Origin of the sequence: Paeniglutamicibacter sulfureus (genome assembly GCF_030512175.1) — a bacterium.
Classification (GTDB): domain Bacteria; phylum Actinomycetota; class Actinomycetes; order Actinomycetales; family Micrococcaceae; genus Paeniglutamicibacter; species Paeniglutamicibacter sulfureus.
Genome location: NZ_JAULBL010000002.1, coordinates 882,440 through 907,761, shown reverse-complemented (window position 1 = coordinate 907,761; position 25,322 = coordinate 882,440). Strand labels below are relative to the sequence as shown.

Below are 25,322 nucleotides of genomic sequence, written 5' to 3'. Positions count from 1 at the left end.
GAATCGCAAGTTCGCCGGAAAACTACGCCTTGGTGCCGGCTGCAATGTCCTTCTTGATCGCTTCCATGTCCAGTCCCTGGACCTGGCCGATCAAGTCTTCAAGGGCCTCGGCGGGCAGAGCGCCGGGCTGCGAGAAGACAAGGATTCCGTCGCGGAACGCCATCAAGGTGGGGATGGAAGTGATGTTCGCGGCGGCGGCCAGCTGCTGCTCGGCCTCGGTGTCGATCTTGCCGAAGGTAATGTCCGGGTACTTCTCGCTGGCGGTCTCAAACACCGGCGCGAAGTTGCGGCACGGGCCGCACCACGCGGCCCAGAAGTCCACGAACACGGTGCCGGGTTCGGTGATGGTGGATTCAAAATTTGCGGAGTTCAGTTCAACGGAAGCCATACGTGCTTCATCCCTTCGGGAGGTTTGATTGCCGCGGATCACGAGCGTATCCGCAAATAGGTCAACCACACGCTCAACGGTAATATTCCTAGAGAGTTCGTTCAAGAATCTTCCAAAGGAGTCACCCCATGTGCAAGAAGGTCACCTGCGATAGCTGCGCCAAGCCGACCTGGGCAGGCTGCGGCGAGCACATTGAAGATGCGCTCGGCGACGTTGCGATGGTCGATCGCTGCTCCTGCGCCGAGTAGAAGGTACATGCGAAAAGCGCCGTCGTTTGGCTATTCAAATGTAGGACGCGAGTGATAACGCTGGACCATTTTCGGTCGCCGTTCCGAGAACAGTCGCAACCTACGAGGCTCATCCACAGTTTGCTCGAAGTCGGCACAGCTGTAGTTCGTGTTCACGATCTGACGGCTCCCGCCCTCGCGGAGCAGGTTCCCCGCCGGGGTTCGTTAGAGGGTATCTGGTGAGTCTCGGTGCTCTTCGACTTTCGCCCCGCCTAGGCACAAGGTTTCGCCGGCCGAAATAGCGGATTTAGGAGGCGCAATGGCAGGGTCTCTCCCTTGTCACCAAATCCGGACACGTGTCACTCTAAGATTCCTACTCACCCTCCCATTGCGTTGACGAAAGGGCAAGACCTCTTCCCTACCACCAGTGGGAAAGTTATGTGGGCTGTAGATTTTTCGGAAGACCAGCTCGATGTGTGCTCGGTGGATATTCCTATTTCCGCGCTTCCGCCGAGCAGCCCACCCAGTATGGGTCCCTGGAATGTGCTGGTGTAACGGCCAGCAACCGGGCCGGTCGTCGAAACGACACCATCTCTCGACACGTCTTGGATATTTGCCAGAGTGGGTCCTGCCCAGAATTTTGTGTTGTCCAGCGAGTATCCAGTGGCCGGATAGTGCCAGGTGACAGTGACACTGGGGGTGAGAAGATTCCCGCTGACCAGAATGCTCTCTGCCGTGCAAGTGTCGATGATGGGCGCCGGCACGGTCATTGCCTTGAAACTGGCCGATGAGTGCTCGGCATCTGTCCACCTGGCCGCCGTCATGGTGGGCGGCACCAGTGAAATCAGAAGCCCAGCGCCCGCAACGAGAAGGGCACAACGTTGAAAGCGGCCGGAGCCTCGCCGTCGCGTGGCATCCCTACGGGGACCAATGCGACTCATCGGTTCCGTTTCCTCCACTGTTTTGCGAAGCCGGCCAGCGCCAGGCCGAAACCGATGGAGAGCGCCGCTGCAAGTAAGGGTAAAAGCGGGTTAGCTCCGGTTGCTGCCAATGAATCGATCGGCCCGGGGGAAGCTGTGACGTCGTCGCCAGATCCGGTGGCGTGAACCTGCAAACGAACGGATTTTTCGGTCCTTTCTGCAGCATTGTTCCTCGGCAGCCACAAGTCGAAAAGCAACCAGCGCTCTTCAGCCACAGACATCGCCGTCAGTTGCCGCTTCGTTCCGTCGACAGCAATCGGACCAGGGCTATGGACTTGGTCGGCTTCCCCTTCGCAGTCCCCCTCAACCCACCGTCGATCGCAAGACCGAATGATGGCATTCAGACCCAGCCCAGCGTTCCCATCACCGCGCAGTTGGATCCGAACCTCGCCGGGCTCGGACTCCGCAGCCGAAACGCCGACTTGCCATTGCACGGGTTCACCGGGAGCCAGACGGGCCATGGCCGCTTGGTCACCGATCGAGATCATTTTCAGGTGGCCACTGGTGATCACGTCCTCTGTGACCGCCGGGGTGGGGCTGGCCAAAGCGAGGCCGAATGCCAAGGGGGCAATGAGCAGTGTCAGTCCAGACTGAGAACCATTTCCAGGTGGCTCCGGCAGGGGAAGCAGAGCTTCCTGCTCATATGCACCCAGATCCGACGGATCCCGCGGCCAGAAGGCCCAGGTGACCAATGCCGATGCACCGAGCGTGAGAACGGCCATCACCCATGGATTCGACAGCCAAACGACGCCATAAGCCAGATTGGGTACTGAGGCGAGGACAGTCCGGACGGTGTTCACCGCATACGGGAACGGGTCTTCGGCCTCGTTGGCGTCGCCCTTCATGGTGATGATCCGCTCGGTACTTGTCGACCCATCTGCCACCGACGTGACCCGGTGCGTGATGGGCAGAGCCGCCGGTCGCTCCACCGTCACGACGTCCCCGACCTTGATTTCGGTCGCCGGGATCTCCCGCACCAAAGACAGGGAACCGGCCGGAATCGTGGGGCTCATGGAACCGGTCTTGAACATGATCAGCGTTGTATCGAACACGAAGGCCAGGCCAACCAGTACCAGGCAGATGATTCCACCCACTGCGGCCAGGTTCAACATGGCACCGCAAAGGAACCTTCCGACGCCATGCACGCGTCTGCTCATGTCAATTCCCTGCGGGATCGGTGGTTGCCGCGAAAGTCCACCGTGCCGTTAGCGCAGCGCCCTGGGCCTCGTTGGATGCATCCGCGGGCAATGTGACAGCGAAACAGTAATTGACCGTGGAGTCCCCATTCGCGGCCAGTGCAATCCCTACGTCGGCACCCGTATTCAACTTCGATCCGGAATCGACGACGACGATGGAAGTGGGATGGGCAAAGGTGATGGCGTCGCAAGTCGTTTGCGTAATCGCTTTGACGCCGTAGTGAAGGTAATTGCCTAACCCGCTAAAATTGGCCGCGTCAGCGGTCAGATGCACTGAACCGGCGACACTCGGAACTGGCGTCTTCGCCGTCTTCACCGAGTACAACGCGTACACCGTCGTGCCCGGCACCATGGCGGCCGCAGGCAGCGAGAATGCAAGAGAAGCTCCGGACGCGGCAGGATGGTCGCTGAAGTCAGTACCGTTCGTGCTGCCGACGATCGAGAATGTGCCGGCTTTGAACGACCCGGCCGAGTGTTCTTCATCGGTCCACGCGGCGAGTGTCGCCGTAGCACCGACCCCGAGCACGAGACCGCCGGCGAGTACCGCCCGCAGGCGAATCAACCGGTGCCCTCGCTCCCGCAACATAAATAGTCTCATCTATGTTTACGGCTTCGATTCGCCGAGGAATCCCCAGGTACCGACGGCGGTAGTATTCTGGTCAAGATCCGAAGCGGCCTTCACTTGGATGCACAGGAACACGTCAGCGCCAGGATCGCCAGGAGCGGCCTCGGGCGCGGGTTTTCTCAGCTCGAAAGTTTGTGCGTCCGTGACCGCATCCAGTGCTGTACCGGCCTGGACGAGCTGCGTACCTGTTGCGGTCGGACTGCAGGCACCATACGATTCCACCTGAACAATCCCATAGCTGAGCTTGGCCTCGGCGGAGCCTTCGCCGTTTGCCGAGACGACTTGCACCGTCGCATCGTTGGTCGTGTCTTTGTCCAGGCGGAGCACATACGGCGCCGCAACAGTTTCAGTGGGGCTGAGCTTGTCGAGGGGAAAGGCTAGCTGCGCCGGCGTCCCCACTGGATGATCGCTGAATGCTGTTCCGTTGAGGCTGCCCTGCATGTTGAAATGGCCGGCGCCGAAAGTCCCTTTCGCGAATTCGGAATCACTCCAAGCAGCCAGCGTCACCGCCGCACCAATACCAAGCACCAGTCCTCCGGCTAGTACAGCCCGGATCTTGCGATTCTTTTCTTTCTGAGCCACGAACTCCCCCTTGCTAATGTTCCCTGGCACGATCGTCAACCCCAGTTGAATCGATACTTTGTGAGCGCCATTAGTTGACGTATCAACCACTTGAGAATCTAACAGGAAAATTTCCCCAAAAGCCACGATATTACGCATTTGGCCAAGTCATGGACATTTTCTTGAGATGTCTAGTCGATTGTCGCTAACAGGTTAGCCACGTGGCCAACCAGGACTACCCAAACTCTGCTGCCCAGAACTTCTGCTTGGCCTATCGTCCGTCGAGCCGACGAAGGTAGAAGTGCATGGGAAAGTGACGGATCCGGCGCGGCAAGACGCGCATTGAAATACGAGCGCAACGCAAGACTTGATCCATTCGGCGTTGTTGGCGCGGGCTGAATGCGAAACCGAACATGGCGCGCACCCGTTCGGGCAGCAACCCAATGGTCATGAGCCGGACCAGCGGCATCGCGGCCCGGATCCACGGCGGTGCCTGCTTGGCGGCCAGGAGTTCATGTGCGACCGCACGTACCGGCGCATCGACCCTTAATTGCCCAAGCGTCTCGGCCCAGTACTCCGCGAAGTCAGCCCGGGTCGCAGGCCAGAGGTGAGCGGGCATCCCCAGTTCGGTTCCCAGCTGCGCATAGTCACGGTACAGGGCCTCGGCTGTGTCATCGTCGAGCGGCGGGAACACCGCACGCTGGATCTGCATGGCCGAGTCATAGAGCGTGGCAGCAACCCACAATTGCAACTTCGGGTCGCGCGCGGAATAGGCGGGGTGCGATCCATCCTGGGCGGCCGGCGCCTTGACCGGGGCATGAGCCGCGTGAACTATCGACCGGACCTTGGCCCGTTGCTCGTCGGTACCGTTGCTCAGAGCATAGATATACGTCAAGGTGCCGTTGAGGCGGCCCAGCGGATTGACGGCAAAATTCGAATGCCTGGCAACGCCGTGGCCGACGCCGGGCAGCGCGAGCTGCAGCAGGATGGCGCGGCCACCGCCCATCAGGTAGACGGCTTCCGGGGCGAAGCGCGAGAGCACGGATTCGGGTCGCGTCTCCGCGCCCCGGGAATCGGTCGTGCCCGCTGCCATGGCCCCGCTACTTCTGGCTCGGGCGCACCGGGTGCTGGGACAGGATGGAAACGCGGTTGAAGGCGTTCATGGCAATGGCTGCCCACTGGACGGCGGAGAACTGCGCGTCGTCGAGTACCAGCCGCGACGCGGCGAGTTCCGCAATACGGGTTTCGGAATCGGGCAGGGAAGTTGCTGCCTCGGCAACGGCCAAGGCAGCGGATTCCAGGTCGTCGAACAACTCGGTCTCGCGCCAGGTGGAGAGCACCGCCAGTCGCTGGGCCGTCTCGCCTGCTTCCAGTGCCATGCGGCCGTGCATGTCCAGGCAGTATGAGCAGCCGTTGATCTGGGATATACGCACATTGAGCAGCTCGATGAGGCGTGTGCCCAGCCCGGCGGCATCCGCGGCTTCCTTGACCTTGAGCGAGAGCCCGTTCAGGGCCTTCCAGCTGGCGGTGTCGGACTTGTCCAGGAAAAACGGTGCTGCCAGTGACACTTCTCGACTCATCTCATCAATGGCGCATCGCGCCCCAACGTGGTGGTTACAGCCTACTCAGCCGCGGCGAGCTGGCCGCACGCGCCGTCGATTTCCTTGCCGCGTGTGTCGCGCAGCGTGGTAGGCACGCCGGCGGACTCCAGGCGGTCGATGAACTCGGCGGTGACGTCCGGCTCCGAGGAGGTCCAGACCGATCCCGGGGTCGGGTTCAGCGGGATCGGGTTCACGTGGACCCAGCCGCGGCCGCGGGCGTTGAGCTTTCGGGCCAACAGGTCCGCGCGCCAGCCGTGGTCGTTCATGTCCTTGATCAGCGCGTACTCGATGGAGACGCGACGACCGGTCTTCACGTAGTAGTTGAACGCGGCATCCAGGGCCTCGTCGACCTTCCACTTCGAATTCACCGGGATCATCTCATCGCGCAGTTCGTCATCCGGCGCGTGCAGCGACAGCGCGAAGGTGACCGGGACGCCCTCTTCGGCAAGCTTGTTGATGGCCGGGACCAGGCCCACGGTTGAGACCGTAATGCCGCGGGCGCTCATGCCCAGGCCCTCGGGGGCCTCGGCCACCATGCGGTGCACGGCGTTCATGACGCGCTTGTAGTTGGCCAGGGGTTCGCCCATGCCCATGAACACGATGTTGCCCACGCGCTCCTCGGGGTGCTTCTGGCCGCCCAGTCCGCCCTCGGCAATCACGCGGTTGGCCTGGACGATCTGGTCCAGGATTTCGGCGGTGGACATGTTGCGGGTCAGACCGGCCTGGCCGGTGGCGCAGAACGGGCAGTTCATGCCGCAGCCGCACTGCGAGGAGATGCACAGGGTGATGCGATTGGAGTAGCGCATCAGCACCGACTCGACCAGCGAGCCATCGAAGAGGCGCCACAGGAACTTGATGGTCCGGCCATCGTCGGTGGCCAGTCGCTTCACCTCGGTCAGCAGCTTCGGGAACATGACCTCGGCGATCTCGGCGCGGCGGTCCTTGGGAAGGTCGCTCATCAGCTCGGGATCGGTGGTGTAGTGCTGGAAGTAGTGCACCGAGAGCTGCTTGGCGCGGAAGGCCGGCAGGCCGATCTCCTTGAGCTTGGCGGCTCGTTCGGCCAGCGTGAGGTCGGCAAGGTGCATCGGCGGCTGGCTGACGCGGGCCTTGGCGGTGAACTGGAGCTGCGGGCGGCCGTCCTCGCCCATGGCCTGCTTCCACCCCTCGGCGGTGGGGCGCACCTGTGCGCGGCCCTCGGCCTTGGCACGGGATTCGGAGATGCGCATTTGCTGGGCACCCTGGGCCGCGGCCTGGGCGGCGCGACGGGCCGCGGCGTCCTCTGCGGCGGGCGCAGTAGTGGCAGGCACGGTCACTGGGGTTTTTTCGGGGGAAGTCATCGTTTCCATTCTCCCATGCATGTCCAGAGTGTGGGCGGTGAGATTGGGCACCACCCGGGGCCGCCGCGCGGGACCCGCGGCGAACAGGGGGGCGAGCAGGACGGCCGTGCGAGGTTTCCCGGTCGCAGAACCCGGGCGATACCGGCCGTGGCCTGACCGGGTCGTATCATGGGGACGTCGAACTTATCAGCCTGCGCAAGGGAAGGGAGTGGAATCCAGTGGACCGCGAGGAACTTCCCACGATCTTCAACCTTGCCTCGAGCGACCCGCGCAGCGAATTGATCGACAGGTCGAAGCTCAGCGAGGAAACGCTGAAGCAGATCGATCGGATCATGGCCGAAATGGGCAGGTTGCGGGCCGTTGAACGCAAGATCTCCCGTGCCTCGCAAAGCTACATGAACCTGAACGAGACTGACATGCGGGCCATCAGGTTCCTGATCTCGGCCAAGAACACCGACACCGCGGCGACTCCGGGCATGCTTGCCAAGCACCTAGGGATCACCACCGCTTCGGTGACCAAGATGGTGGACCGGCTGGAGAAGGCGGGACACGTGGTGCGCGCGGCACACCCCACCGACCGCCGCTCCCTGTGCATCACCGTGACCCCCGAGACCCACCTTGCCGCCCGCCAGCAGGTCGGTCGGCACCATGCCGCGCGCTTCGGCGCGGCAGCACGGCTGAGCCCCGCCGAACGCGAGGTGGTCATCCGTTTCCTCGCCGAAACGGCCATGGACCTTGAGGACAGCATCGGATCGGTCGGCGAGCGCAAGCCCTCCCAAGACTAGGCCGCGTCCGTGGCCTCGAGCCCCTCGGCGGCAGTGGTGATGCGACGGGCCATGGAGGAGAAGATCACCCCGTGGAAGGGCAGGATCGCCAGCCAGTAGAGCCGGCCCGCCAGACCCTCGGGGAAGAACACTGCACGCTGTCGGTAGTGGCTGCCCGATTCGGTCGGTTCCACCGAGAGCTCCAGCCAGGCCCGCCCGGGGACCCGCATTTCCGCGCGCAGGCGCAGCAGGCGATCCGGCACCAGCTCCTCCACGCGCCACCAGTCCACCGCGTCCCCCAACGCAAGGGAGGTGCGGTTGCGCCGCCCGCGGCGCAGGCCCACTCCCCCGGCGAGCTTGTCCAGGATCCCGCGCAGCGCCCAGGCACCGGGCAGCGAGTAGTAGCCGGTTTCCCCGCCCAGCGACGCGATGACCCGGAACAACGCAGCGGGACTCGCACTGGTATCTCGCTCCCGAACATCGGTGAAGACGGTGTGCCCGGCCCATTGCGGATCCGAGGGCAGCGGCTCGGCGGGTGCCTCCAGGGCATGGGCGGTGGCCCATGTCGTTTCCACCGTGTCATCACGCATCTTGGCCAGTGCCAATTCAACGGAGCTCCGGTACCCGGTCAGCCCCTCTGCAGGGCGGTCGATGACCGCATCGATGTCGCGGTTTCGCATCACGCAGTCGTGTTGCAGGGACTCGACCAGCGGAATGGCCAGCGCGCGCGGGATCGGGGTGACCAGGTTGACCCACTGGGCCGCCAGCCACGGGGTCAGCACCGGGAGCGCCAGGATGACCGGGCGGCGGATGCCCGCGGCATCGGCATAGAGGCGCATCATGTCCCCGTAGCTGTGTGCCTCGGGTCCGCCGATGTCGTAGGTGCCGGACACCTCCGAGGGAAGAAGTGCGCATTGACTGAGGTAGTGCAGGGCATCGCGCACGGCGATGGGCTGCACCCGGTTCAGCACCCAGCGCGGGGCAGGCATCACGGGAAGCACGTCAGTAAGGTGGCGGACCATCTCGAAGCTTGCGGACCCGGAGCCGATGATCAGCCCGGCCTGCAACGTAATCGTGGGAATGCCGCTGGATTCCAGAATGCGCCCGACCTTGACCCGGGAGGCCAGGTGGCGACTCAGTTCGCCCTCGGGATGCAAACCCGAGAGATAGACCAGACGCCCGATGCCCGCGGCCTTGGCCGCTTCCACAATGGTGTCGGCACAACGTTCCTCAACGGGGGCGAAATTGCTGGTGCCGCCCATGGAGTGGACCAGGTAGTAGAGGACCTCGGCTCCCTCACACAGTTCCGCGGCGGCATCCGGGTCGGTGAGATCCCCCTGCACGATCTGCACACGTGTCCCCCAGGGAACATCGCGCAGGGCGTTGCTTCGACGGGTGAGCACCCGCACACTGTGTCCCTGTTCCAGCAGCAACGGGACCAATCGCCCGCCAATGTATCCGGTGGCTCCGGTGACGGCGATGACGCTCATGCCGCGACCTCGGATGCGGACGTCGCGGCCGGATAAACCCGGCGCCTTGCCGCAGCGACGAGGGCGAAGAGCAGCAGGGCCGTAGCCGCAGAATACGCCGTGACGGAGACGGGCATGGATTCCAGGCCGCCGTCGCCGCGCCCCACCCCGATCCAGGCAATACCCCACACCATGGCGAGGGCCGCCGCGATTCTGCCACCGGAATACACCACGGTCATGGCACCGATCAAGGCCGCGACCACCGCCAGAACGCAGGCCAGGGGCGTGGCCCATTCAGCTCCGTCACCCACGCCCCGGGCCGCCAGCCACGCGGCGATGTTTGCCACCGTCGCCACGCTGACCCAGCCCAGGTACGGGCCGAAGGTCAGTGCCATGATCCAGCGTTCGGCGGGATGTTCGATGTGCGGCCGCATCAGCATGAAGATCCTCGCCAGAACCGCGAGCAGGAGCAGCATCACCACGACGCTTGCACCCAACCAGCCAACTTGCACCACGCCGATCCACAGGGCGTTGAGGACCGCGGAGCCTGCCGCCAACGGACGGATCCGCCGCTGGGTGTCGCTCCGTGCGGCGCGGGGCGTCAGTTGCCAGATCGCGTAGACGACCAGACCCAGATACACGAGGCTCCAGATGGAAAAGGCGCCGGTGCCGGGAGCCAGCAAGGTCGAATCTGCGCCCAGGCTGCCGTCCGCAGCCTCGGCAATTGGGGTGCCGCCCATCGCTCCGCTGCCGATGAAGGCGCCGGCGATCGCGGCAAAAACCGCTGCGGCACAGACTATCCGGATGGTCCAGGAGGCCTTTGGTGGGGAATGCATGGGGAGATCTCCTTGGCTCGGGGGAAATTTTCACTGAATGCGTCAGTCCTACTCGACAAACACTAACTTGTTAACCCATGATGTATATAGCTAAGCTAGTAATCAACCGTTCGAGGTATAGATGATCAAGGTTTCCACGGGCGAGACGTCCGGTCCGCACGCGGCATCGAAGCTGTTGCACGAGGTCCTCATGCTCAATGATGTCCTTGAACACGCGGTGTGTCGCCATCTTGGCATCAACGAGACCGACTTCCAGGCCCTGCAGCATCTGATGCTTGACCGCCCCATGACTCCGGGTGAACTGGCCGGAAAACTAAATATTTCCAGCGCGGCGACCACAGCGCTCATCGACCGGATGAGCGATCGCGGCTACGTGTCGCGGGCGGCCCATCCCACTGACCGACGCAGTATCCGCGTCCATCCAAGCACCCGGGCAGTGAACCTGACCATGACCGCACTGCGTCCGCTGTTCAACGATGCGGAACTTGGCATCCAGGAGCTGGACCCCGATGAACAACGCGCCGTGGTGAGGTACCTCGAGGGCATCCTCACGGCCATGCACACCCAGATCGACACCCTGGCCCCTCCCGCCACCACCCAGAAACGGAACGAACGATCATGAGCCTGCCAACCCAAAGTCCCGCGCAGACTTGCGGGTCCGCCGCACCCGGGAAAACGGAAGTGCTCCAGTCGCGGGTCCGCCAGCTGTTGTCCTCTGTCATCGAGGAACATCGGCGCGCGTCCGGGGAATACTCCAAGGCCACCCAAATGCTGTGGTCCCGCATTGGACAGGCACTGGAAGGTGGCAAGCTCACCCGGCCGCGCCTGGTCATGCTGGGCCACGAGGCATTCGCTCCAGCCTCGGTGGACAACGCTGAATTCGGCGAAGTTTCCGAACGCGTCGTTCTGCTGGGCTGCGCCTTCGAACTGCTCCATGGGTCGCTGCTGATGCACGATGACGTGATCGACCGCGACTTCACCCGGCGCGGGCGCCCCACCCTCTCGGCGCTGTACCGCGACGATGCGCTGGCGCGCGGCAAGTCGGCGGAGAACGCCGAGCATGCGGGCCACGCGGCAGCCATCATCGCCGGCGACCTGTTGCTTGCCGCGGCCATCAAGCTCGCCCTGCGGGCCGCCGATTCACTGCCCCAGGCAGCCATCATCGAGAACTCCTTCCACCAGGCAATCCACCACGCGGGTGCCGGGGAGCTGGAAGACCTGCTCTTTTCCCTGGATCCAGCGCCCGCCCAGGTGCAGGAGGTGTTGCGCATGGAAAAACTGAAGACCGCCGCCTATTCCTTCCAGGTGCCGCTGCACACCGGTGCCCTGCTGGCAGGCGCAGATGCCGCCGGGGCCGCCGCCCTGGCCAACATCGGCAGCCAGCTGGGCGTTGCCTACCAGCTCATCGACGACGTGCTGGGGACTTTCGGGGATCCGGCACGAACCGGAAAATCCATCGAGTCCGACCTGCGCGAGGGCAAAAGCACCATCCTCACCGCCATGGCTGCCTCCACTCCCGGGTTCACCGAGGACCTGCAGCGCTTCCGCGACCGGGGAACGGACGTGCAGGCCATGCGCTCCGCGCTCGAATCGACCGGTGCCGAGCGCTTTGCCCGGCAATTGGCGCAGGACCTGTGCGCCAGTGCCACCTCCGCCTCACGCGCCTTGGGGCTGCCTGCCCATGTATCCACCGAGCTCGAGGGCTTCGCCGGCCTGATCCTGAACCGGGGGGCCTAGTCCGTGAAACACGCCACCGCAGTCAAAACCGGGGCACCGGCCGCCGGCCACGCAAGCGGCCGGCCCACCGCCCTGCAACGCTACTCGGCCACGGCCAGCAGCAGCGCCCGGGTCGTCATCGCCCGGTATTCCACCTCGTTCTCGCTGGCCTGCCGCATGCTGGGGCGCCCCGCGCGCGAACACATCTCCAATATCTATGCCCTGGTGCGCCTGGCCGACGAGGTCGTCGACGGGGTCGCCCGCGAGGCCGGGCTGGACGCACCTGCCGTCGCTGCCGCTCTGCAACGGCTCGAGGAGGAAACCGAGGCGGCGCTGGCCAGCGGCTACAGCACCAACATGATCGTGCACGCCTTCGCCTGCACCGCCCGTTCCCAAGGCATCGACACCGCGCTGACCCGCCCGTTCTTCGCCTCAATGCGCAGCGACCTGGAGGTGTCCACCCACGACGCCACGACTCTTCAGGGCTACATCTACGGGTCGGCGGAGGTCGTGGGATTGATGTGCCTGCGGGTCTTCCGTTCCATGCCCCACGCCCCCACCGGACACGAGGCGGAAACCGAGGCCGCCGCCCGACGACTGGGCGCAGCCTTCCAGAAGGTCAACTTCCTGCGCGACCTGGCGGAGGACACCTCCTCACTGGGACGCAGCTACTTCCCGGGTTTGGACCCGGCGGCATTCACCGACGCGCACAAGAACGCATTGGTCCACGAGATCCGGGCGGACCTGGACGCCGCGGCCCGCGGCATCCCCCACCTGGCGCCGCGAGCCGCACAGGCAGTGTCCATGGCCCACGGGTTGTTCAGCGAACTGAACCGCCGCCTCGAACACACCGACGCCGCCGAGCTCATGACCCGACGGATCTCCGTTCCCGCCCGCCGCAAGGCATACATCGCGCTGCGCACCACCATGGGCCGGCGTCCCAAGTCAGCCACGGTGAATGCGGCATGAAAGCGAAACCCATGAAGAACCTTGCCCACACTGCCGCACAAGAGGTGGTCGTCATCGGCGGCGGTTTCTCCGGTTTGGCCACCGCGGGACTGCTGGCCGCCTCCGGCCACCGGGTCACGCTGCTGGAGAAACAGACGGTGCTCGGTGGCCGCGCCGGACGCCTGCAACGCGAGGGCTTCAGCTTTGACACCGGCCCCTCCTGGTACCTGATGCCCGAAGTCATCGAGCACTGGTTTGAGCTCATGGGCACTTCCACGGACACCGAGCTGGATCTCGTGGACCTCGGGATCGGCTACCGGACCTGGTTCCAGGGCGACTACACCCCATTGGACATGCCATCCGGCTCCGGGGCCCGCGAAGCCTTCGAATCCCTCCAGCCTGGTGCCGGTGCCGCGCTGGATAAATACCTGGAACAGTCCGCCGAGAGCTACGACCTGGCGCTGAAGCATTTTCTCTATGCGGATTTCTCCTCTCCTGCCAGCTTCCTGGACCCGCGGATGGTGGCGCTGCTGCCACGGCTTGCACCGCTGCTGGCCGGCTCCCTGGATTCCCTCGTGGCCAGCCGCTTCAGCGATCCGCGCCTGCGCCAGATCCTGGGTTACCCCGCGGTGTTCCTGGGCTCGAGCCCCAAGCGCACCCCGGCGCTCTACCACCTGATGAGCCACCTGGACCTGACCCAAGGCGTGAAATACCCGATGGGCGGCTTTGCACACCTGGTCGACGTGATGGCAGGACTCTGCCGGGCCGCCGGCGTCACGATCATCACCGGCGCCCGGGTCACGGGCATCGACGCTGACACCGCCGCGGGCACACCCCGGGTCGAGGCGGTGCGCTGGGTCGAGGCGGGCGACCCCGGCCACATAACGGGTCCGGAGCAACGCCTGAAAGCCGACGTGGTGGTGGGTGCCGCAGACCTGCACCACCTGGAGACCGAATTGCTCCCGGCGAGACTTCGCTCCTCCTCCGAAGCCAGTTGGAAGCGGCGCGATCCCGGGCCCAGTGCCGTACTGCTCTGTCTGGGCATCCGGGGCAAGCTCCCCAAGCTCAGCCACCACAACCTGTTGTTCACCACCGACTGGGACGACAATTTCGGGCGCATCCACCGTGGAGAGGACCTATCGGAGGAAACCAGCCTGTATGTCTGCATGCCCAGCGCCACGGACCCCTCCGTGGCACCGGACGGACATGAAAACCTGTTCATCCTCGTGCCTTCCCCCGCCCTGCCCGCGTGGGGCAAGGGCGGCCCGGACGGAACCGGATCACCGCCGGTGGAGGCGGTTGCGGATGCCGCGCTGGACCAGTTGGCCGCTTGGGCGGGCATTGCTGACCTGCGCGAGAGGGTCGTGGTGCGCCAAAGCCTTGGCCCCGGCGACTTCGTGGAAAACGTCAATGCCTGGCAGGGCGGTGCCCTGGGGCTGGCCCACACGCTGAGCCAGTCGGCTTTCTTCCGGCCCTCGAACCACAGCTCGAAGATTCGCGGCCTGCACTATGCCGGCAGCTCGGTGCGTCCGGGCATCGGAGTCCCGATGTGCCTAATCAGTGCCGAAATTATCGCGAAGGCAGTCAACGGAATCAAGGACAAGGGACCCATGGTCCCTTGCCGGCTGTCGCCAGGGACACAGCCCAAGACCGAACCCACCCGGGCGGCGACACCATGACCTACCTGCTCATCCTGCTGGCACTCATTGCCTGCATGGCGGTGCTGGATGCCAGGTACCGGCTGTTCGTCTTTGCCCAACCGCTTCCCGCGCTGCTCGCGCTGGCCGGTGGAACCGCGATGTTCCTGCTCTGGGACGTCATCGCCATCGACCTGGGGATCTTCCTGCACCGTGATTCGGCGCTTATGACCGGGGTGATGCTGGGCGAGCAGTTGCCGCTGGAGGAAGCCTTCTTCCTGCTGTTCCTCTGCTACAACACGATGGTCCTGTTCACCGGCGCCATGGCCTGGCGGGCACGGCGGAAAGCCGCCGGCACCGACCGCCATTCCACCGCCACGCCACTACCGGATTCGAAGGAGACAGCATGAACTTCGCCCTGCTGTCCTTGTGCTTCATGCTCGGTTCGCTGTTGCTCTTCCTCTTGGCGGTGCGCCTGCGCCGGATCAGCTTGCGCACGGTGCTTCCGCCGATGGGGCTCGCCCTGCTCGTGCTCTGGGTGCTGACCGCGGTGTTCGACAACGTGATGATCGGCTCCGGGCTTTTTGGCTACGGGAGCCAAACGTTGCTGGGCCTCCGCATCGGGCTGGCCCCGCTGGAGGACTTCAGCTACCCGGTCTGCGCGGTGTTCTTCGTCCCTGCCCTGTGGTGGATCGCAGGGGGCAAGACACCTATGGGAATCGGAGCTTCGGTGAAGGGAAGCGGTATTGCCCAGGCCCCATCGGGCCCGGCGCCAGTGATCCGGACCGGGAAGGAAACACCATGATGCTGCGCGAACTGCTCATGACTTCCCGCCCCGTTTCCTGGGTCAACACCGCCTACCCCTTTGCCGCGGCATACCTGTTGGCAGCCGGGAGAATCGACTGGATCTGGGTGGTCGGAACATTCTTCTTCCTCGTTCCCTACAACCTGGCCATGTACGGGATCAACGATGTCTTCGACTACGAATCGGACCTGTTGAATCCCCGCAAGGGCGGGGCCGAAGGCGCGGTGGTGGACCGCAGCCGGCACCGCGGGATCCTAGCGGCCTGCGCGGTTGCCTGCCTGCCATTCCTGGTGGTGCTGGGAATCGTTGGTTCCTGGCAGGCGAACCTGGTGCTGTTGGTATCGATGGCGGCGCTCTACGCCTATAGCGCTCCGCACCTGCGCTTCAAGGAGCGTCCCTTCCTGGACTCGCTGACCTCCAGCACCCACTTCGTCTCCCCCGCGCTCTACGGACTGGCCTTGGCGGGGGCCGGTTTCGACGCGGCGCTCGTGGCGATCCTGCTGGCGTTCTTTCTCTGGGGCGTGGCCTCACACGCGTTCGGCGCGGTGCAGGACATCGTCCCCGACCGCGCAGCATCGCTGGGTTCCATCGGCACGGTGCTGGGGGCGAAACGGACCGTCAGGTTCGCCGCCGCAGCCTACCTCGCCGCCGGCGCATTGCTCCTGTTCACCGACTGGCCGGGCCCGTTGGCGGGTCTGCTGGCCCTGCCCTACCTGGCCAATGTGCTGCCCCATGCCCGGCTGGACGACGAGGATTCCGCCCGCGCCCATGCCGGATGGGTGCGCTTCCTCTGGCTGAACTATGCCACGGGGTTCCTCGTCACCATGCTGCTGATTTGGTACGCCCTGTCCCGCTAGTCCCAAAACCACCGTCCGCACGAAAGAGCACGAACATGAACCAGGCATCATCCACCATCGTGTGGTTCCGCGACGACCTGCGCGTGGCCGACAATCCGGCGCTCTGTGCCGCCATGGCTTCGGGGCCGACAACCGCCCTGTTCATCCTTGACGAGCAGTCCCCCGGCGTGCGTCCGTTGGGCGGCGCTGCCAAGTGGTGGCTGCATCACGCATTGAATGAGCTGCGTGAATCATTGGCAGGACTCGGCGTGCCATTGCTTTTGCGCCGCGGTGCCGCGGCCGAGGTCCTTCCGGGGCTCCTCGCCGCCGACGGCATCTCCACGATGCATTGGAACCGTCGCTACGGCGGAGCCGAACGCGCCGTCGACGCAGCGGCCAAGAAGTTGGCGACCGACGCCGGGCTTGAGGCCCACAGCCATGCCGGAACGCTCTTGCACGAACCGTGGACCGTGCTGACCCAGGATTCAAGGAACTTCAAGGTCTTCACGCCCTTCTTCAACGCGCTGCAGCGGCTGCCGATGCGCCCGGTGCTGGACAGGCCCGAAGCGCAGGAACCCGTGACCACCGAATTGACCTCGGAAAAATTGGATGACTGGGGCCTGTTGCCCTCGGCTCCCGACTGGTCGCACGGACTGGCCGCCGCCTGGGTTCCGGGCGAGGCCGCGGCCCGGGACCGCCTGGGCGTGGTGTTGGAGGAAATCGCCGGCGACTACGCCACGTCCCGCGACAGGCCCGACACCGACGGCACCTCGCGTTTGTCGGCGGCCCTGCGTTGGGGGCATCTGGGTCCCGTCGAGGTCTGGGAGACCCTCAGCCGCATGTTGCGCGTCCATCCCGAGCGAGCCGAGGGCACGCGGGCCTTGATGCGTCAACTGGTGTGGCGCGACTTTTGCTGGAACCTGCTCTACCACTACCCGGATTTGGCTACCCGCAACCTGCGCAGCGAGTTCGACGCGTTTGACTGGGCCTGGCCCGGCTCCAGCGTAAACAGAGGGCCGGAGGAAACAACGGCGGCCCGCCACTTCAAGGCCTGGTGCGATGGTTCGACGGGTTACGGGCTGGTGGACGCCGGCATGAAGCAGCTTTGGGAAACGGGATGGATGCACAACAGGGTCCGCATGGTCACCGCCAGCTTCCTGGTCAAGAACCTGGGTATCCATTGGCAGGTGGGCGAGGAATGGTTTTGGGACACCCTCGTGGACGCGGACGCGGCATCAAACCCGGCCAACTGGCAATGGGTCGCCGGGTGCGGGGCCGACGCGTCCCCGTTCGTCAGGGTCTTCAACCCATTGCTGCAGGCCAAGAAATTTGATCCGCACGGTTCCTACATTGACCGCTTTGTCCCGTATTCCAAGGTCGATCAGATGGTGGACCTGATGGCCTCCCGTGCCCGGGCCCTGGACTCGCTTGCGCGGATGAAGGAGACACCCCCGGCGGAAACCGGCACGTGATTGCGCCGCCACAAGGCCCGTATCAGTGCTTTGCCGGGCATGGGGGCGTAGCGTGGGTTTCATGGACGCGACGCTACTGCACACAGACGTTTTGGTAATCGGTGCCGGGCCCACGGGTTTGATGGCCGGGGCTTGGCTGCAGAATTTCGGGATCGACGCACGGGTCATTGACATGAAGTCGGGTCCCACCCGCGAATCGCGCGCCCTGGCGCTGCAGGCACGCAGCATGGAGATCTACCGCCAACTGGGGCTGGCGGACGAGGTCAAGCGACGCTCGGTGCCGACCGGGGAAATGCGCCCGGGCATCGGGTCCCGCAGTTTCAAGAGCATCAAGCTCAACCGGCTCGGTTACGCCCAGACGCCCTTCGCGGGACTGACCATGCTGGAACAGAGCGCCAATGAGGAGCTGTTGGCCGATTACCTGAAAGACGCGGGCAACGAAGTGCTCTGGGAGCACGGCTACGAGTCCTTTTCGGACACTGGGGACCAGTTGCTCATCAAGTGCACCGGGCCGCAGGGGCCGGTGCACATTTCGGCTCGCTACGTGATCGCCGCGGACGGCGCTTCCTCCCCCATCCGCGAATCCCTCGGCATTGCCTTTGAGGGGAAAACCGACGACGAGGTCTTCTACGTGCTCGACGCCCAGGGGGTCACCGGCATGGGCTCGGGAATCAACCTGCGCTTTTCCGATGAGAACTTCATGCTCGGCTTCCCGATGGGCAGGGACGACTCCGGCGGCGAGCGGCGTCGCCTGCTGGGCATCCTGCACGAACCCAAGGACTCCACCGGGGACAAACCCGATATCGACGAGGACCGCGCCCGGGCCAGCCTGCGCCGCGAGTTCGGTGTCATGTACGGATCGGCCTCGTGGTTCACCACCTACCGCGTGCATCACCGCGTTGCCGAGCGCTTCGCCCGGGGCAGGGTTTTCCTGGCCGGGGATGCCGCCCACATCCACTCGCCGGTCGGAGCGCAGGGCATGAACACCGGGCTGCAGGACGCACACAACCTGGTGTGCAAGATGGCTGACGTCTTTTCCGGCCGCATGCCCGAGTCCTACCTGGAGCGCTACGAAGTCGAACGCCGCCCCGTGGCCCTGCGCCTGGTGGCCACCACCGACAGGCTCTTCAGCGCCGCCACCTCCGATTCCCTGCTGGCCCGCACGATCCGCACCCGGGTGCTGCCTCTGGTGTGGCCGGCCGCCGTGCGCCTGATGGGCAGAATACCTGCCGGGCGGCGCTTCTTCGGGTACCTCTCGCAGATCCGCATCCACTACTGGATGGATGACAGCGCCAAGGACCGTGCCACCCTGGCCACCGGCTTTGCCCGGACCAGGCGACGCGGACAGGTGCTTGGCCGCCGCCTGCCATGGGTGCCCAACCGCACCGGCGAACACGCCGACAACTTCGAGGTGCTCAACGACGCCCGCTGGCAGGTGCACGTCTACGGCCCGGCCGGAAGGGAGCGCGGGGAGCAACTGGCCGCCGAGTACCAGGTGCCGCTTCATGAATTTGTCGCCGCTCCCAAGCGCCGCCTGCCCAATGGTTCGGTGGTGTTGGTGCGGCCTGACATGTTCGTGGCCCACTTCGAACACGTGGGCGCCTAGGCTCAGCCGTTGACGGCCAAGACGTCGGCAAGTTCCTTCCTCTTGACGGCGAGGGCCGCGTCGGTGGTGCGGATGAACACGCTGAGCCAGCCAAAGACGATGCCCACGACCGCCAGCTCGAAGGCTGTGAGGTTGTAGTAGGCCAGCGGCTGCCAGAGCAGGGCAGCGCCCACCAGCCCCAGGAAGCAGGCAAATGAGAGCAGGTGGAACACCCAGGGGAATCCCGGCAGCCAAAGTGCCGCGCCCAGCAGCAGCACCACGATGAATCCCGCGGCGATGCGCACGATGGCCGAGTGCACCGGCGCCGAGACGTTGAACGGGATCAGTCCGATCCCGATGACGCAGGCCCCCAGGCCCAGCAGGCAGGTGCGCACCACCGCTGGGCGCGGCCGGATGAAACGCGGCAGCGGCCTTCCCTGCGCGGTGGCCAGCCTGTCGTGAATGCGCGCCATCCTGATCACGTCGCGCACGATGAACGCGGTCAGGGTGCTGAGCACCAGGCCGGAGACGACCAGGGTGACGTTGAACGTCCAGAAGGACATGAGCCCGGAGGACCTGGTACCAAGGGCGGAGAACATCGAACGCCACCAGAACGGGTTCTCAGCTGCCAGCATGCTGATGAACACGCCGGTGGTCATGAAGGTTGCCAGCAGCGTTGACAGGCTTTGTGCCGTCACCCGCGCCGAGGACAGCAGGGCAACATAGCCGGCGATTCCGGCGGTGATACCCAACATAAGGCTGCCCGCATACCTGTCCACGGTCAGTCCCAGGAAGGCGTCCTGAAAGATCCGAAAGGTGACAAGTGCCGCCATCGCGGAAATTGCCGCGTGGATGATCACCAGTGCGCCGGCGTTGATGATCTGCCGGTAGAGCGGAAAGTCCAGTAGCCAGGTCTGGGTCTTGGTCAGCACCCTCAGGTAGCCGAGGACGCTTCCGCCCGACGCTGTCAGTGCCGCCAGGATCGCGGAATACACGCCCACGGAATGGAAGCCCGCCAAATCCGGACGGTGGTTTGCAAAGCCGACGAGCCCGACCGCCACGCCCAGGGCCGTACAGCCGAACCCGAGCCACAGTGCCCAGCTTTCGCTGCGGAACTGGATCTCCGCCGATTCACGCCGGCGCCCGGGTTCAAGTTCGTTATCCACATCGTTGATTCTTTCATTTTTCGCCAACGCACTAGTAAGCCGATGGTCCCGACCGCTTCGCCCGGCTCGCGGAGCTTGAGGGCGGGAAGGTCCTGGCCCACTGCCACATGGGCATCAACCGCGGCCCTTCCATGGGATTCGCGATCCTGCTGGATCGCGGGCACTCCCCCCATCGAGGCTTTGACATGATCCGCGCCGCCAGGCCACAGGCCTTCATCGCCCACGCGCAGGACGCACTCGCGGCCCATGTTGCCCGGCAGCTTCGCAAGGGCGGCCGCCCGGTCAACCTTCAGAAGCAGGCTCGGGCACTGCAGAAGCACATCGACGTGGTGCTCACGCCCAGCGCCGTCGGGTGCATCCGCCACGTGATGCGCCAGAACCACCGCCGCGACCTCGACTTCCCCGCCTGGCGTGGTGCTCGCCGGTTACCGACGGTTGGACCCCGCGATCCCCAGTCGCTTGGCGAGGTAGGGAGCGGTCCTGGACTTCGGGTGCGCAGCCAATTGCGCAGGGGTCCCGGTGGCAACGATTTTCCCTCCGGCGTCCCCGCCATCCGGGCCCAGGTCGATGACCCAGTCGGCGGCTGCCACCACATCCATGTGGTGTTCCACCACGATCACGGTGTTGGATTCATCGACCAGCCGGTGCAGTTGGCCCAGCAGTAATTGCACATCCGCCGGGTGCAGGCCGGTGGTGGGCTCGTCCAACAGGTAGAGCGTGTGGCCCCGCCGGGCACGCTGCAACTCGGTGGCCAGCTTGATGCGCTGGGCCTCGCCGCCGGAGAGCTCGGGCGCCGGTTGACCCAGGGACAGGTAGCCCAATCCCACGTCGCGCAACGTCTCCAGGGACCGTGCCGCGGCCGGAATGCCGGCCAGGAATTCGGCGGCCTCGTCCACGCTCAGGGCCAGGATCTCGGCGATGTTCCTGCCCTCGTAGGTGACCTCGAGGGTCTCGGGGTTGTAGCGCGATCCGTGGCATTCGGGGCAGGGGCCGTAGCTGCCGGGCAGGAAGAGCAATTCAACTTCCAGGTATCCCTCGCCCAGACACGTCTCGCAGCGCCCGCCGGCCACATTGAAGGAAAACCGCCCTGCCCCGTAGCCGCGCTGCCTGGCCAAGGATGTGTCGGCAAAGGCCCTGCGCACCGCGTCGAAGAGGCCGGTGTACGTGGCGAGGTTGGAGCGCGGAGTGCGGCCAATGGGTTTTTGGTCCATGGCCACGATCCGATCGATCCGCCCTGCTCCGCGTACCTCGCGCACCGTGGCCCGGTCGGATGCCGTGTCCGGCTCGCCGTCGACCGACTCGAAGGAATCGGGCGATCCGTTGGACCCATTGGATCCGTCGCCGCGCATATTGTCCAAAACACCGTACGCCAATGCCTGGCTGACCAGCGAGGACTTGCCGGATCCGGAAACACCGGTGACGGCGCTGAGCACGCCCAGCGGGAAGCTCGCGTCAAGATCCGCCAGGTTGTGCAGGCTGATCCCGTCCAGTTCCAGCCAGTGCTCGGCTTCCCGCGGCGTCCGGGGTGCAGCGGCGTCGGCGGGCTCCAGGAAGCGCCGGGTCACCGATTCGGGAACCTTCGCCAGCCCCGCCACCGGTCCGCTGTAGAGAACCTTGCCGCCTCCCGCGCCCGCCCCGGGACCCACGTCGATGATCCAGTCCGCCCGGCCGACCACATCCATGTTGTGTTCCACCACAAAGACCGAGTTCCCGCCGGCCTTCAAGGCCTCGAGCACCTCCAGCAGCGGTCGGGCGTCGGCCGGGTGCAGTCCGGCGGATGGTTCGTCGAGCACGTAGATCACCCCGAAGAGACCCGAGCGCAGCTGCGTGGCGATGCGCAAGCGCTGCATTTCCCCCGGCGAGAGCGTGGGGGTGCCGCGGTCCAGGCTCAGGTAGCCCAGTCCCAACCCGGTGAGCACCTCGATGCGCTCCAGCAGGTCGGCAGCGATCGTGGCGGCCACCTCGTGTGCCGGTTCCCCTCCGGGAGCCGGCCGGTTCTCGGCAACCGGCCGCAGCACCGTGGCGAGGGCATCGAGCGCGGTGGCGTTGAACTCTGCGATGTCCAACCCGGCGAAGCCCACCGCCAGGGCCTCGGGGCGGAAGCCCGTCCCGGAGCATGCCGGGCAGGGGCCCGAGCGCATGAAGCGCAGCGCCTTGGTGCGCATCGTTTCGGACTTGGAGTCGGCCACGGTGTGCAGCACATAGCGTCGCGCGCTCCAGAACCGCCCCTTGTAGGGCTTGGCGACCCTGTCGCGTTCGGGTGTCACTTCCACCACGGGTTGCTCCTCGGTGAACAGCAGCCAGTCACGCACCTTTTTGGGAAGTTCCCGGAAGGGTATATCCACGTCGTGGCCCAGGTGCGAGGTGATGTCGCGCAGGTTCTTCCCCTGCCAGGCACCGGGCCATGCGGCGATCGCGCCCTCGCGGATGCTCAGTGACGGGTCAGGAACCAGTGAGTCCTCGGTGACGGTATGGGCGATGCCCAGGCCGTGGCATTGCGGGCAGGCGCCCACCGCGGTGTTCGGCGAGAAGGAGTCCGAGTCCAGGCGCGGAACCCCCTGGGGATAGTCCCCGGCCCGGGAGAAGAGCATGCGCACCGAGTTTGAGAGCGTGGTCAGCGTGCCCACGGTGGAACGGGAGCTGGCGGTGCCGCGGCGCTGTTGCAGGGCGACGGCCGGCGGCAACCCGGAGATGAATTCGACCTTGGGCGTGTGGCCCTGGGCGATGAGCCGACGCGCATAGGGTGCCACCGATTCCAGGAATCGGCGCTGCGCCTCGGCAAAGATGGTGCCAAAGGCCAGCGAGGATTTCCCCGACCCCGAGACCCCGGTGAAGGCGACGATGGCATCGCGCGGGATGCGCACCTCCACGTCCTGCAGGTTGTTCTCGTTGGCGCCGCGCACGTGGACGAACCCGTCATGCTTGTTTGGTGCCGGCGTGTATTCGGTGTCCTGCCCAATGCTGTTCACCATCCCCACACTAAGCCGCATACCCGCCGATCTCCAGCCGTTGCGTTGTTATGTGGGTTATCCGCCGTGTTGTCGTGTCCTGCGCCCGGGCGTCGCATAATGTTTTTGACACACCGTCCCCGGCAGAGGAACCTGACATGGCCAAGCACACCGACAACGTCCAAGAGACCGAGAACAGCGACGAGGAACTGCACCGCAAGTGGAACGAGCTATTGCAGGAAATGCGCGTGATGCAAACCGGGGCACAGATCCTGGCAGCCTTCCTGGTCGTCCTGCCCTTCCAGTCCCGCTTCGACACCCTTGAGGCACCCGATGAGAGGTTCTATTTGGTGCTGCTGGTCGCGTCGGCCCTGGTGATCCTGTTGCTGGTTACCCCCGTGGCCGTGCACCGCCACTTCTTCGGCCAGCAGCTCAAGGCCACCACCGTCCACCTGGGCCATATCATCTCCCGGATTGTCGTCGTGGGGGTGGGTGTCTTGGTGGCCGGGTGCGTCTGGTTTGTCATCCAGGTCCTGCACGGTTGGCAGATGGGCCTGTTGGTGGGAGGGATCCTCACGGCCGCAGCCCTCTTCCTCTTGCTCGTCCTGCCCCGGATTGTCACCCCGCGCTCGAAGCTGCCGGCGGAATGACGGGTTGCGCCTAGCAGAAACCAGCCGTTCGGTGTTCTTGTGTTTTCCCTACGCGTAAATCCCGGGCCTTTTGCGCCCGGTGCATGATACGTTCCTAAGTACCGCTACATCACATGGATATCCACGGAAGACTGCGCGGCAGTCGAACATCGAGGAGGCATCAATGGCAGCAAAAACCACGAGCAATGCAGGATTCACCGTTCCGGGAATGAGTCTGGCCAACGGCCACAAGGTCGCCAACGCCCTGCAAATGCGGATCCACGCATTCAACGACCTGCAATTGACGCTTAAGCACGCACACTGGAATGTCGTGGGACGCGACTTCATCGGCGTCCACGAAATGCTTGACCCCCAGATTGAATTGGTTCGCGCCATGATCGACGCGCTGGCCGAACGCATGGCCACCATGGGCGTTGCCCCGAACGGCCTGCCCGGCGCATTGGTCAAGGCACGCGAATGGGACGACTATGAGATTGGCCGAGCCCGTACCACCGAGCACCTTGCAGCCCTGGATGTGGTCTACACCGGGGTCATCGAGTCGATGCGCAAGACCATCGAGGAGGTCGGCGAGCTGGACCCGATCACCGAGGACATCCTCATCGGCCAGACCGCCGCACTGGAGCAATTCCAGTGGTTCATGCGCTCGCACCTCGAAAACACCGAGGGCGAACTGGCCCACCGGGACGCCACCACCGAGAAGGGCGCGGCCAAGAAGGCCAAGTAGCCCTAACTGCACGCGCATCTTGGCGGGGACGGAAGAGCATGCTCTTCCGTCCCCGCCTTTCCTTCGTCTTGCACCCCTCAGGAATCCGCACCACGGCTACAGGTCGGCACGTGGCCCTTGACCGGCGAATGCGGCACTGGCAGTCTCGAAGCCAGGGAGCCTGCCGAATCCCGGCGGCTCACGCCACGGTCCGCGGGAGTGCTCGTCAATGGAAACCAACCAGGAAACCACCAAGAGGGCAGACCTGCGCATCGTTCCGGCGAACCAGGCCAGCGGCGAGGACCTGGAAAAGATCTTCGGCACGCGGGGCGATGCCGGGCACTGCCAATGCCAGTGGTTCCAGAATCCCGGAAAGAGCTTCAACATGCTCACCGATGAGGAACGGGCCAACCGGTTGCGCACCCAGACCGCGTGCGGGCATCCCAAGGCGACAAACACCAGCGGGTTGGTCGGCTATCTCGAGGGCGAGCCCGTCGGCTGGTGCGCCATCGAACCGCGCACCGCCTACCCGCGACTGCGCACCTCGAAGGTCCCGTGGAGCGGACGCGACGAGGACAAGGACAGCCAGGACGTCTGGGCAGCTGTCTGCTTCGTGACCCGCACCGGTTACCGGCGCATGGGTGTCAGCCGGGCCATGGCCGTCGCGGCGGTGGCCTTCGCCCGTGACCGCGGGGCAAGCGCCGTGGAGGGCTACCCAATCCTGCTGCCCGAGGGAAAAAGGGCCATGTGGGGCGAGATGTACGTGGGCAGCCGGTCCATCTTCGAGGAAGCCGGATTCACGGAGGTCAGCCACCCCACCCCGCGTCGTCTGGTCATGCGCATCGACTTCGAGGGTGCGCGCTAGCGCCGTC

At 65.0% G+C, this 25,322-nt stretch carries 25 protein-coding genes; 14 read left to right on the top strand and 11 right to left on the bottom strand.

Features of this window, described 5'->3' with window-relative positions; translation table 11 throughout:
• Positions 1-22: 22 nt before the first annotated feature.
• Positions 23-388: a thioredoxin gene (trxA, locus tag Q2T94_RS10780; protein ID WP_302264266.1), complete on the bottom strand. Its 366-nt coding sequence runs from the start codon at positions 386-388 to the stop codon at positions 23-25.
• 128 nt (positions 389-516) lie between these two features.
• Between trxA and Q2T94_RS20695 the strand changes: the two genes are divergently transcribed.
• Positions 517-636: a DUF8730 family Cys-rich protein gene (locus Q2T94_RS20695; RefSeq protein WP_495885113.1), complete on the top strand. Its 120-nt coding sequence runs from the start codon at positions 517-519 to the stop codon at positions 634-636.
• 916 nt (positions 637-1,552) lie between these two features.
• Here Q2T94_RS20695 and Q2T94_RS10775 read toward each other — a convergent pair.
• The 6 genes from Q2T94_RS10775 to rlmN form a co-directional block, all read right to left on the bottom strand.
• Positions 1,553-2,752 (bottom strand): signal peptidase I, encoded by a 1,200-nt coding sequence (locus Q2T94_RS10775; RefSeq protein WP_302264264.1) that lies wholly within the window; start codon positions 2,750-2,752, stop codon positions 1,553-1,555.
• A 1-nt stretch (position 2,753) separates the two neighbouring features.
• Positions 2,754-3,389 carry a SipW-dependent-type signal peptide-containing protein gene (locus Q2T94_RS10770; protein WP_302264263.1) on the bottom strand — a complete coding sequence of 212 codons (636 nt, stop codon included), beginning with the start codon at positions 3,387-3,389 and terminating at the stop codon, positions 2,754-2,756.
• 6 nt (positions 3,390-3,395) lie between these two features.
• On the bottom strand, positions 3,396-4,136 hold the full coding sequence (locus Q2T94_RS10765; protein WP_302264261.1) for a SipW-dependent-type signal peptide-containing protein: 741 nt from the start codon (positions 4,134-4,136) through the stop codon (positions 3,396-3,398).
• Between the two features lie 112 nt (positions 4,137-4,248).
• On the bottom strand, positions 4,249-5,070 hold the full coding sequence (locus Q2T94_RS10760) for an oxygenase MpaB family protein (RefSeq protein WP_302264260.1): 822 nt from the start codon (positions 5,068-5,070) through the stop codon (positions 4,249-4,251).
• 7 nt (positions 5,071-5,077) lie between these two features.
• Positions 5,078-5,545: a carboxymuconolactone decarboxylase family protein gene (locus Q2T94_RS10755; protein ID WP_436836826.1), complete on the bottom strand. Its 468-nt coding sequence runs from the start codon at positions 5,543-5,545 to the stop codon at positions 5,078-5,080.
• A gap of 53 nt (positions 5,546-5,598) precedes the next feature.
• Positions 5,599-6,804, bottom strand: coding sequence for a dual-specificity RNA methyltransferase RlmN (gene rlmN, locus Q2T94_RS10750; protein WP_264268917.1), 1,206 nt, complete (start codon positions 6,802-6,804; stop codon positions 5,599-5,601).
• A gap of 329 nt (positions 6,805-7,133) precedes the next feature.
• Between rlmN and Q2T94_RS10745 the strand changes: the two genes are divergently transcribed.
• A complete protein-coding gene (locus Q2T94_RS10745; RefSeq protein WP_264268902.1) occupies positions 7,134-7,700 on the top strand; it encodes a MarR family winged helix-turn-helix transcriptional regulator in 567 nt (188 codons plus the stop codon).
• Here the strand turns inward: Q2T94_RS10745 and Q2T94_RS10740 are convergent.
• Together Q2T94_RS10740 and Q2T94_RS10735 are read right to left on the bottom strand one after the other, a co-directional pair.
• The gene (locus Q2T94_RS10740; RefSeq protein WP_302264257.1) at positions 7,697-9,169 is read right to left on the bottom strand and encodes an SDR family oxidoreductase; all 1,473 of its coding nucleotides are present in this window, start codon (positions 9,167-9,169) and stop codon (positions 7,697-7,699) included. The genes Q2T94_RS10745 and Q2T94_RS10740 overlap by 4 nt on opposite strands.
• Positions 9,166-9,984: a TspO-related membrane protein gene (locus Q2T94_RS10735; protein ID WP_302264256.1), complete on the bottom strand. Its 819-nt coding sequence runs from the start codon at positions 9,982-9,984 to the stop codon at positions 9,166-9,168. The genes Q2T94_RS10740 and Q2T94_RS10735 overlap by 4 nt, the downstream gene beginning before the upstream one ends.
• Positions 9,985-10,105: 121 nt before the next feature.
• Between Q2T94_RS10735 and Q2T94_RS10730 the strand changes: the two genes are divergently transcribed.
• The 9 genes from Q2T94_RS10730 to Q2T94_RS10690 all read left to right on the top strand — a co-directional run bounded on the left by Q2T94_RS10730 (position 10,106) and on the right by Q2T94_RS10690 (position 19,004).
• Complete coding sequence (locus Q2T94_RS10730) at positions 10,106-10,606, top strand: MarR family winged helix-turn-helix transcriptional regulator (protein ID WP_302264255.1); 501 nt, start codon at positions 10,106-10,108, stop codon at positions 10,604-10,606.
• Positions 10,603-11,721, top strand: coding sequence for a polyprenyl synthetase family protein (locus Q2T94_RS10725; RefSeq protein ID WP_302264254.1), 1,119 nt, complete (start codon positions 10,603-10,605; stop codon positions 11,719-11,721). The genes Q2T94_RS10730 and Q2T94_RS10725 overlap by 4 nt, the downstream gene beginning before the upstream one ends.
• 3 nt (positions 11,722-11,724) lie before the next feature.
• Positions 11,725-12,669 carry a phytoene/squalene synthase family protein gene (locus Q2T94_RS10720; protein WP_367281538.1) on the top strand — a complete coding sequence of 315 codons (945 nt, stop codon included), beginning with the start codon at positions 11,725-11,727 and terminating at the stop codon, positions 12,667-12,669.
• An 11-nt stretch (positions 12,670-12,680) separates the two neighbouring features.
• Complete coding sequence (gene crtI / locus Q2T94_RS10715) at positions 12,681-14,327, top strand: phytoene desaturase family protein (RefSeq protein WP_302264252.1); 1,647 nt, start codon at positions 12,681-12,683, stop codon at positions 14,325-14,327.
• Positions 14,324-14,695, top strand: a complete 372-nt coding sequence (locus Q2T94_RS10710; RefSeq protein ID WP_302264251.1) for a lycopene cyclase domain-containing protein — start codon at positions 14,324-14,326, stop codon at positions 14,693-14,695. Before crtI ends, Q2T94_RS10710 begins: the two co-directional genes overlap by 4 nt.
• Positions 14,692-15,090 carry a lycopene cyclase domain-containing protein gene (locus Q2T94_RS10705; protein WP_302264250.1) on the top strand — a complete coding sequence of 133 codons (399 nt, stop codon included), beginning with the start codon at positions 14,692-14,694 and terminating at the stop codon, positions 15,088-15,090. Before Q2T94_RS10710 ends, Q2T94_RS10705 begins: the two co-directional genes overlap by 4 nt.
• Entirely contained in the window at positions 15,090-15,947 is an 858-nt protein-coding gene (locus Q2T94_RS10700) for a prenyltransferase (protein WP_302266408.1), read from the top strand. The genes Q2T94_RS10705 and Q2T94_RS10700 overlap by 1 nt, the downstream gene beginning before the upstream one ends.
• Before the next feature lie 35 nt (positions 15,948-15,982).
• Positions 15,983-17,398, top strand: coding sequence for a cryptochrome/photolyase family protein (locus tag Q2T94_RS10695; RefSeq protein ID WP_302264249.1), 1,416 nt, complete (start codon positions 15,983-15,985; stop codon positions 17,396-17,398).
• Positions 17,399-17,459: 61 nt separating this feature from the next.
• A complete protein-coding gene (locus tag Q2T94_RS10690) occupies positions 17,460-19,004 on the top strand; it encodes an FAD-dependent monooxygenase (RefSeq protein WP_302264247.1) in 1,545 nt (514 codons plus the stop codon).
• Positions 19,005-19,006: 2 nt separating this feature from the next.
• Here Q2T94_RS10690 and Q2T94_RS10685 read toward each other — a convergent pair whose 3' ends face one another.
• Positions 19,007-20,149, bottom strand: a complete 1,143-nt coding sequence (locus Q2T94_RS10685; RefSeq protein ID WP_302264245.1) for a hypothetical protein — start codon at positions 20,147-20,149, stop codon at positions 19,007-19,009.
• 425 nt (positions 20,150-20,574) lie between these two features.
• The gene (locus tag Q2T94_RS10680; RefSeq protein WP_302264243.1) at positions 20,575-23,121 is read right to left on the bottom strand and encodes an excinuclease ABC subunit UvrA; all 2,547 of its coding nucleotides are present in this window, start codon (positions 23,119-23,121) and stop codon (positions 20,575-20,577) included.
• A 134-nt stretch (positions 23,122-23,255) separates the two neighbouring features.
• Here Q2T94_RS10680 and Q2T94_RS10675 point away from each other — a divergent pair, with 134 nt between their 5' ends.
• The 3 genes from Q2T94_RS10675 (at position 23,256) to Q2T94_RS10665 (ending at position 25,315) form a co-directional block, all read left to right on the top strand.
• Positions 23,256-23,747, top strand: coding sequence for a DUF6328 family protein (locus Q2T94_RS10675; RefSeq protein ID WP_264268888.1), 492 nt, complete (start codon positions 23,256-23,258; stop codon positions 23,745-23,747).
• A gap of 163 nt (positions 23,748-23,910) precedes the next feature.
• Positions 23,911-24,471, top strand: a complete 561-nt coding sequence (locus Q2T94_RS10670; protein WP_264268887.1) for a Dps family protein — start codon at positions 23,911-23,913, stop codon at positions 24,469-24,471.
• A gap of 208 nt (positions 24,472-24,679) precedes the next feature.
• Positions 24,680-25,315 (top strand): GNAT family N-acetyltransferase, encoded by a 636-nt coding sequence (locus Q2T94_RS10665; RefSeq protein WP_302264241.1) that lies wholly within the window; start codon positions 24,680-24,682, stop codon positions 25,313-25,315.
• The last annotated feature ends 7 nt before the right edge of the window (positions 25,316-25,322 follow it).

Excerpts from the sequence above, each read along its gene's own strand:
- Q2T94_RS10730 (WP_302264255.1), top strand. The coding sequence starts at position 10,106 with ATGATCAAGGTTTCCACGGGCGAGACGTCCGGTCCGCACGCGGCATCG.
- Q2T94_RS10710 (WP_302264251.1), top strand. The coding sequence starts at position 14,324 with ATGACCTACCTGCTCATCCTGCTGGCACTCATTGCCTGCATGGCGGTG.
- Q2T94_RS20695 (WP_495885113.1), top strand. The coding sequence starts at position 517 with ATGTGCAAGAAGGTCACCTGCGATAGCTGCGCCAAGCCGACCTGGGCA.
- rlmN (WP_264268917.1), bottom strand. The coding sequence starts at position 6,804 with ATGCGCATCTCCGAATCCCGTGCCAAGGCCGAGGGCCGCGCACAGGTG.
- Q2T94_RS10770 (WP_302264263.1), bottom strand. The coding sequence starts at position 3,389 with ATGAGACTATTTATGTTGCGGGAGCGAGGGCACCGGTTGATTCGCCTG.
- Q2T94_RS10700 (WP_302266408.1), top strand. The coding sequence starts at position 15,090 with ATGCTGCGCGAACTGCTCATGACTTCCCGCCCCGTTTCCTGGGTCAAC.
- Q2T94_RS10690 (WP_302264247.1), top strand. The coding sequence starts at position 17,460 with ATGGACGCGACGCTACTGCACACAGACGTTTTGGTAATCGGTGCCGGG.
- crtI (WP_302264252.1), top strand. The coding sequence starts at position 12,681 with ATGAAGAACCTTGCCCACACTGCCGCACAAGAGGTGGTCGTCATCGGC.
- Q2T94_RS10775 (WP_302264264.1), bottom strand. The coding sequence starts at position 2,752 with ATGAGCAGACGCGTGCATGGCGTCGGAAGGTTCCTTTGCGGTGCCATG.
- Q2T94_RS10675 (WP_264268888.1), top strand. The coding sequence starts at position 23,256 with ATGGCCAAGCACACCGACAACGTCCAAGAGACCGAGAACAGCGACGAG.
- Q2T94_RS10695 (WP_302264249.1), top strand. The coding sequence starts at position 15,983 with ATGAACCAGGCATCATCCACCATCGTGTGGTTCCGCGACGACCTGCGC.
- Q2T94_RS10760 (WP_302264260.1), bottom strand. The coding sequence starts at position 5,070 with ATGGCAGCGGGCACGACCGATTCCCGGGGCGCGGAGACGCGACCCGAA.
- Q2T94_RS10735 (WP_302264256.1), bottom strand. The coding sequence starts at position 9,984 with ATGCATTCCCCACCAAAGGCCTCCTGGACCATCCGGATAGTCTGTGCC.
- Q2T94_RS10740 (WP_302264257.1), bottom strand. The coding sequence starts at position 9,169 with ATGAGCGTCATCGCCGTCACCGGAGCCACCGGATACATTGGCGGGCGA.
- Q2T94_RS10705 (WP_302264250.1), top strand. The coding sequence starts at position 14,692 with ATGAACTTCGCCCTGCTGTCCTTGTGCTTCATGCTCGGTTCGCTGTTG.
- Q2T94_RS10725 (WP_302264254.1), top strand. The coding sequence starts at position 10,603 with ATGAGCCTGCCAACCCAAAGTCCCGCGCAGACTTGCGGGTCCGCCGCA.
- Q2T94_RS10680 (WP_302264243.1), bottom strand. The coding sequence starts at position 23,121 with ATGGTGAACAGCATTGGGCAGGACACCGAATACACGCCGGCACCAAAC.
- Q2T94_RS10765 (WP_302264261.1), bottom strand. The coding sequence starts at position 4,136 with ATGCGTAATATCGTGGCTTTTGGGGAAATTTTCCTGTTAGATTCTCAA.
- trxA (WP_302264266.1), bottom strand. The coding sequence starts at position 388 with ATGGCTTCCGTTGAACTGAACTCCGCAAATTTTGAATCCACCATCACC.
- Q2T94_RS10670 (WP_264268887.1), top strand. The coding sequence starts at position 23,911 with ATGGCAGCAAAAACCACGAGCAATGCAGGATTCACCGTTCCGGGAATG.
- Q2T94_RS10665 (WP_302264241.1), top strand. The coding sequence starts at position 24,680 with ATGGAAACCAACCAGGAAACCACCAAGAGGGCAGACCTGCGCATCGTT.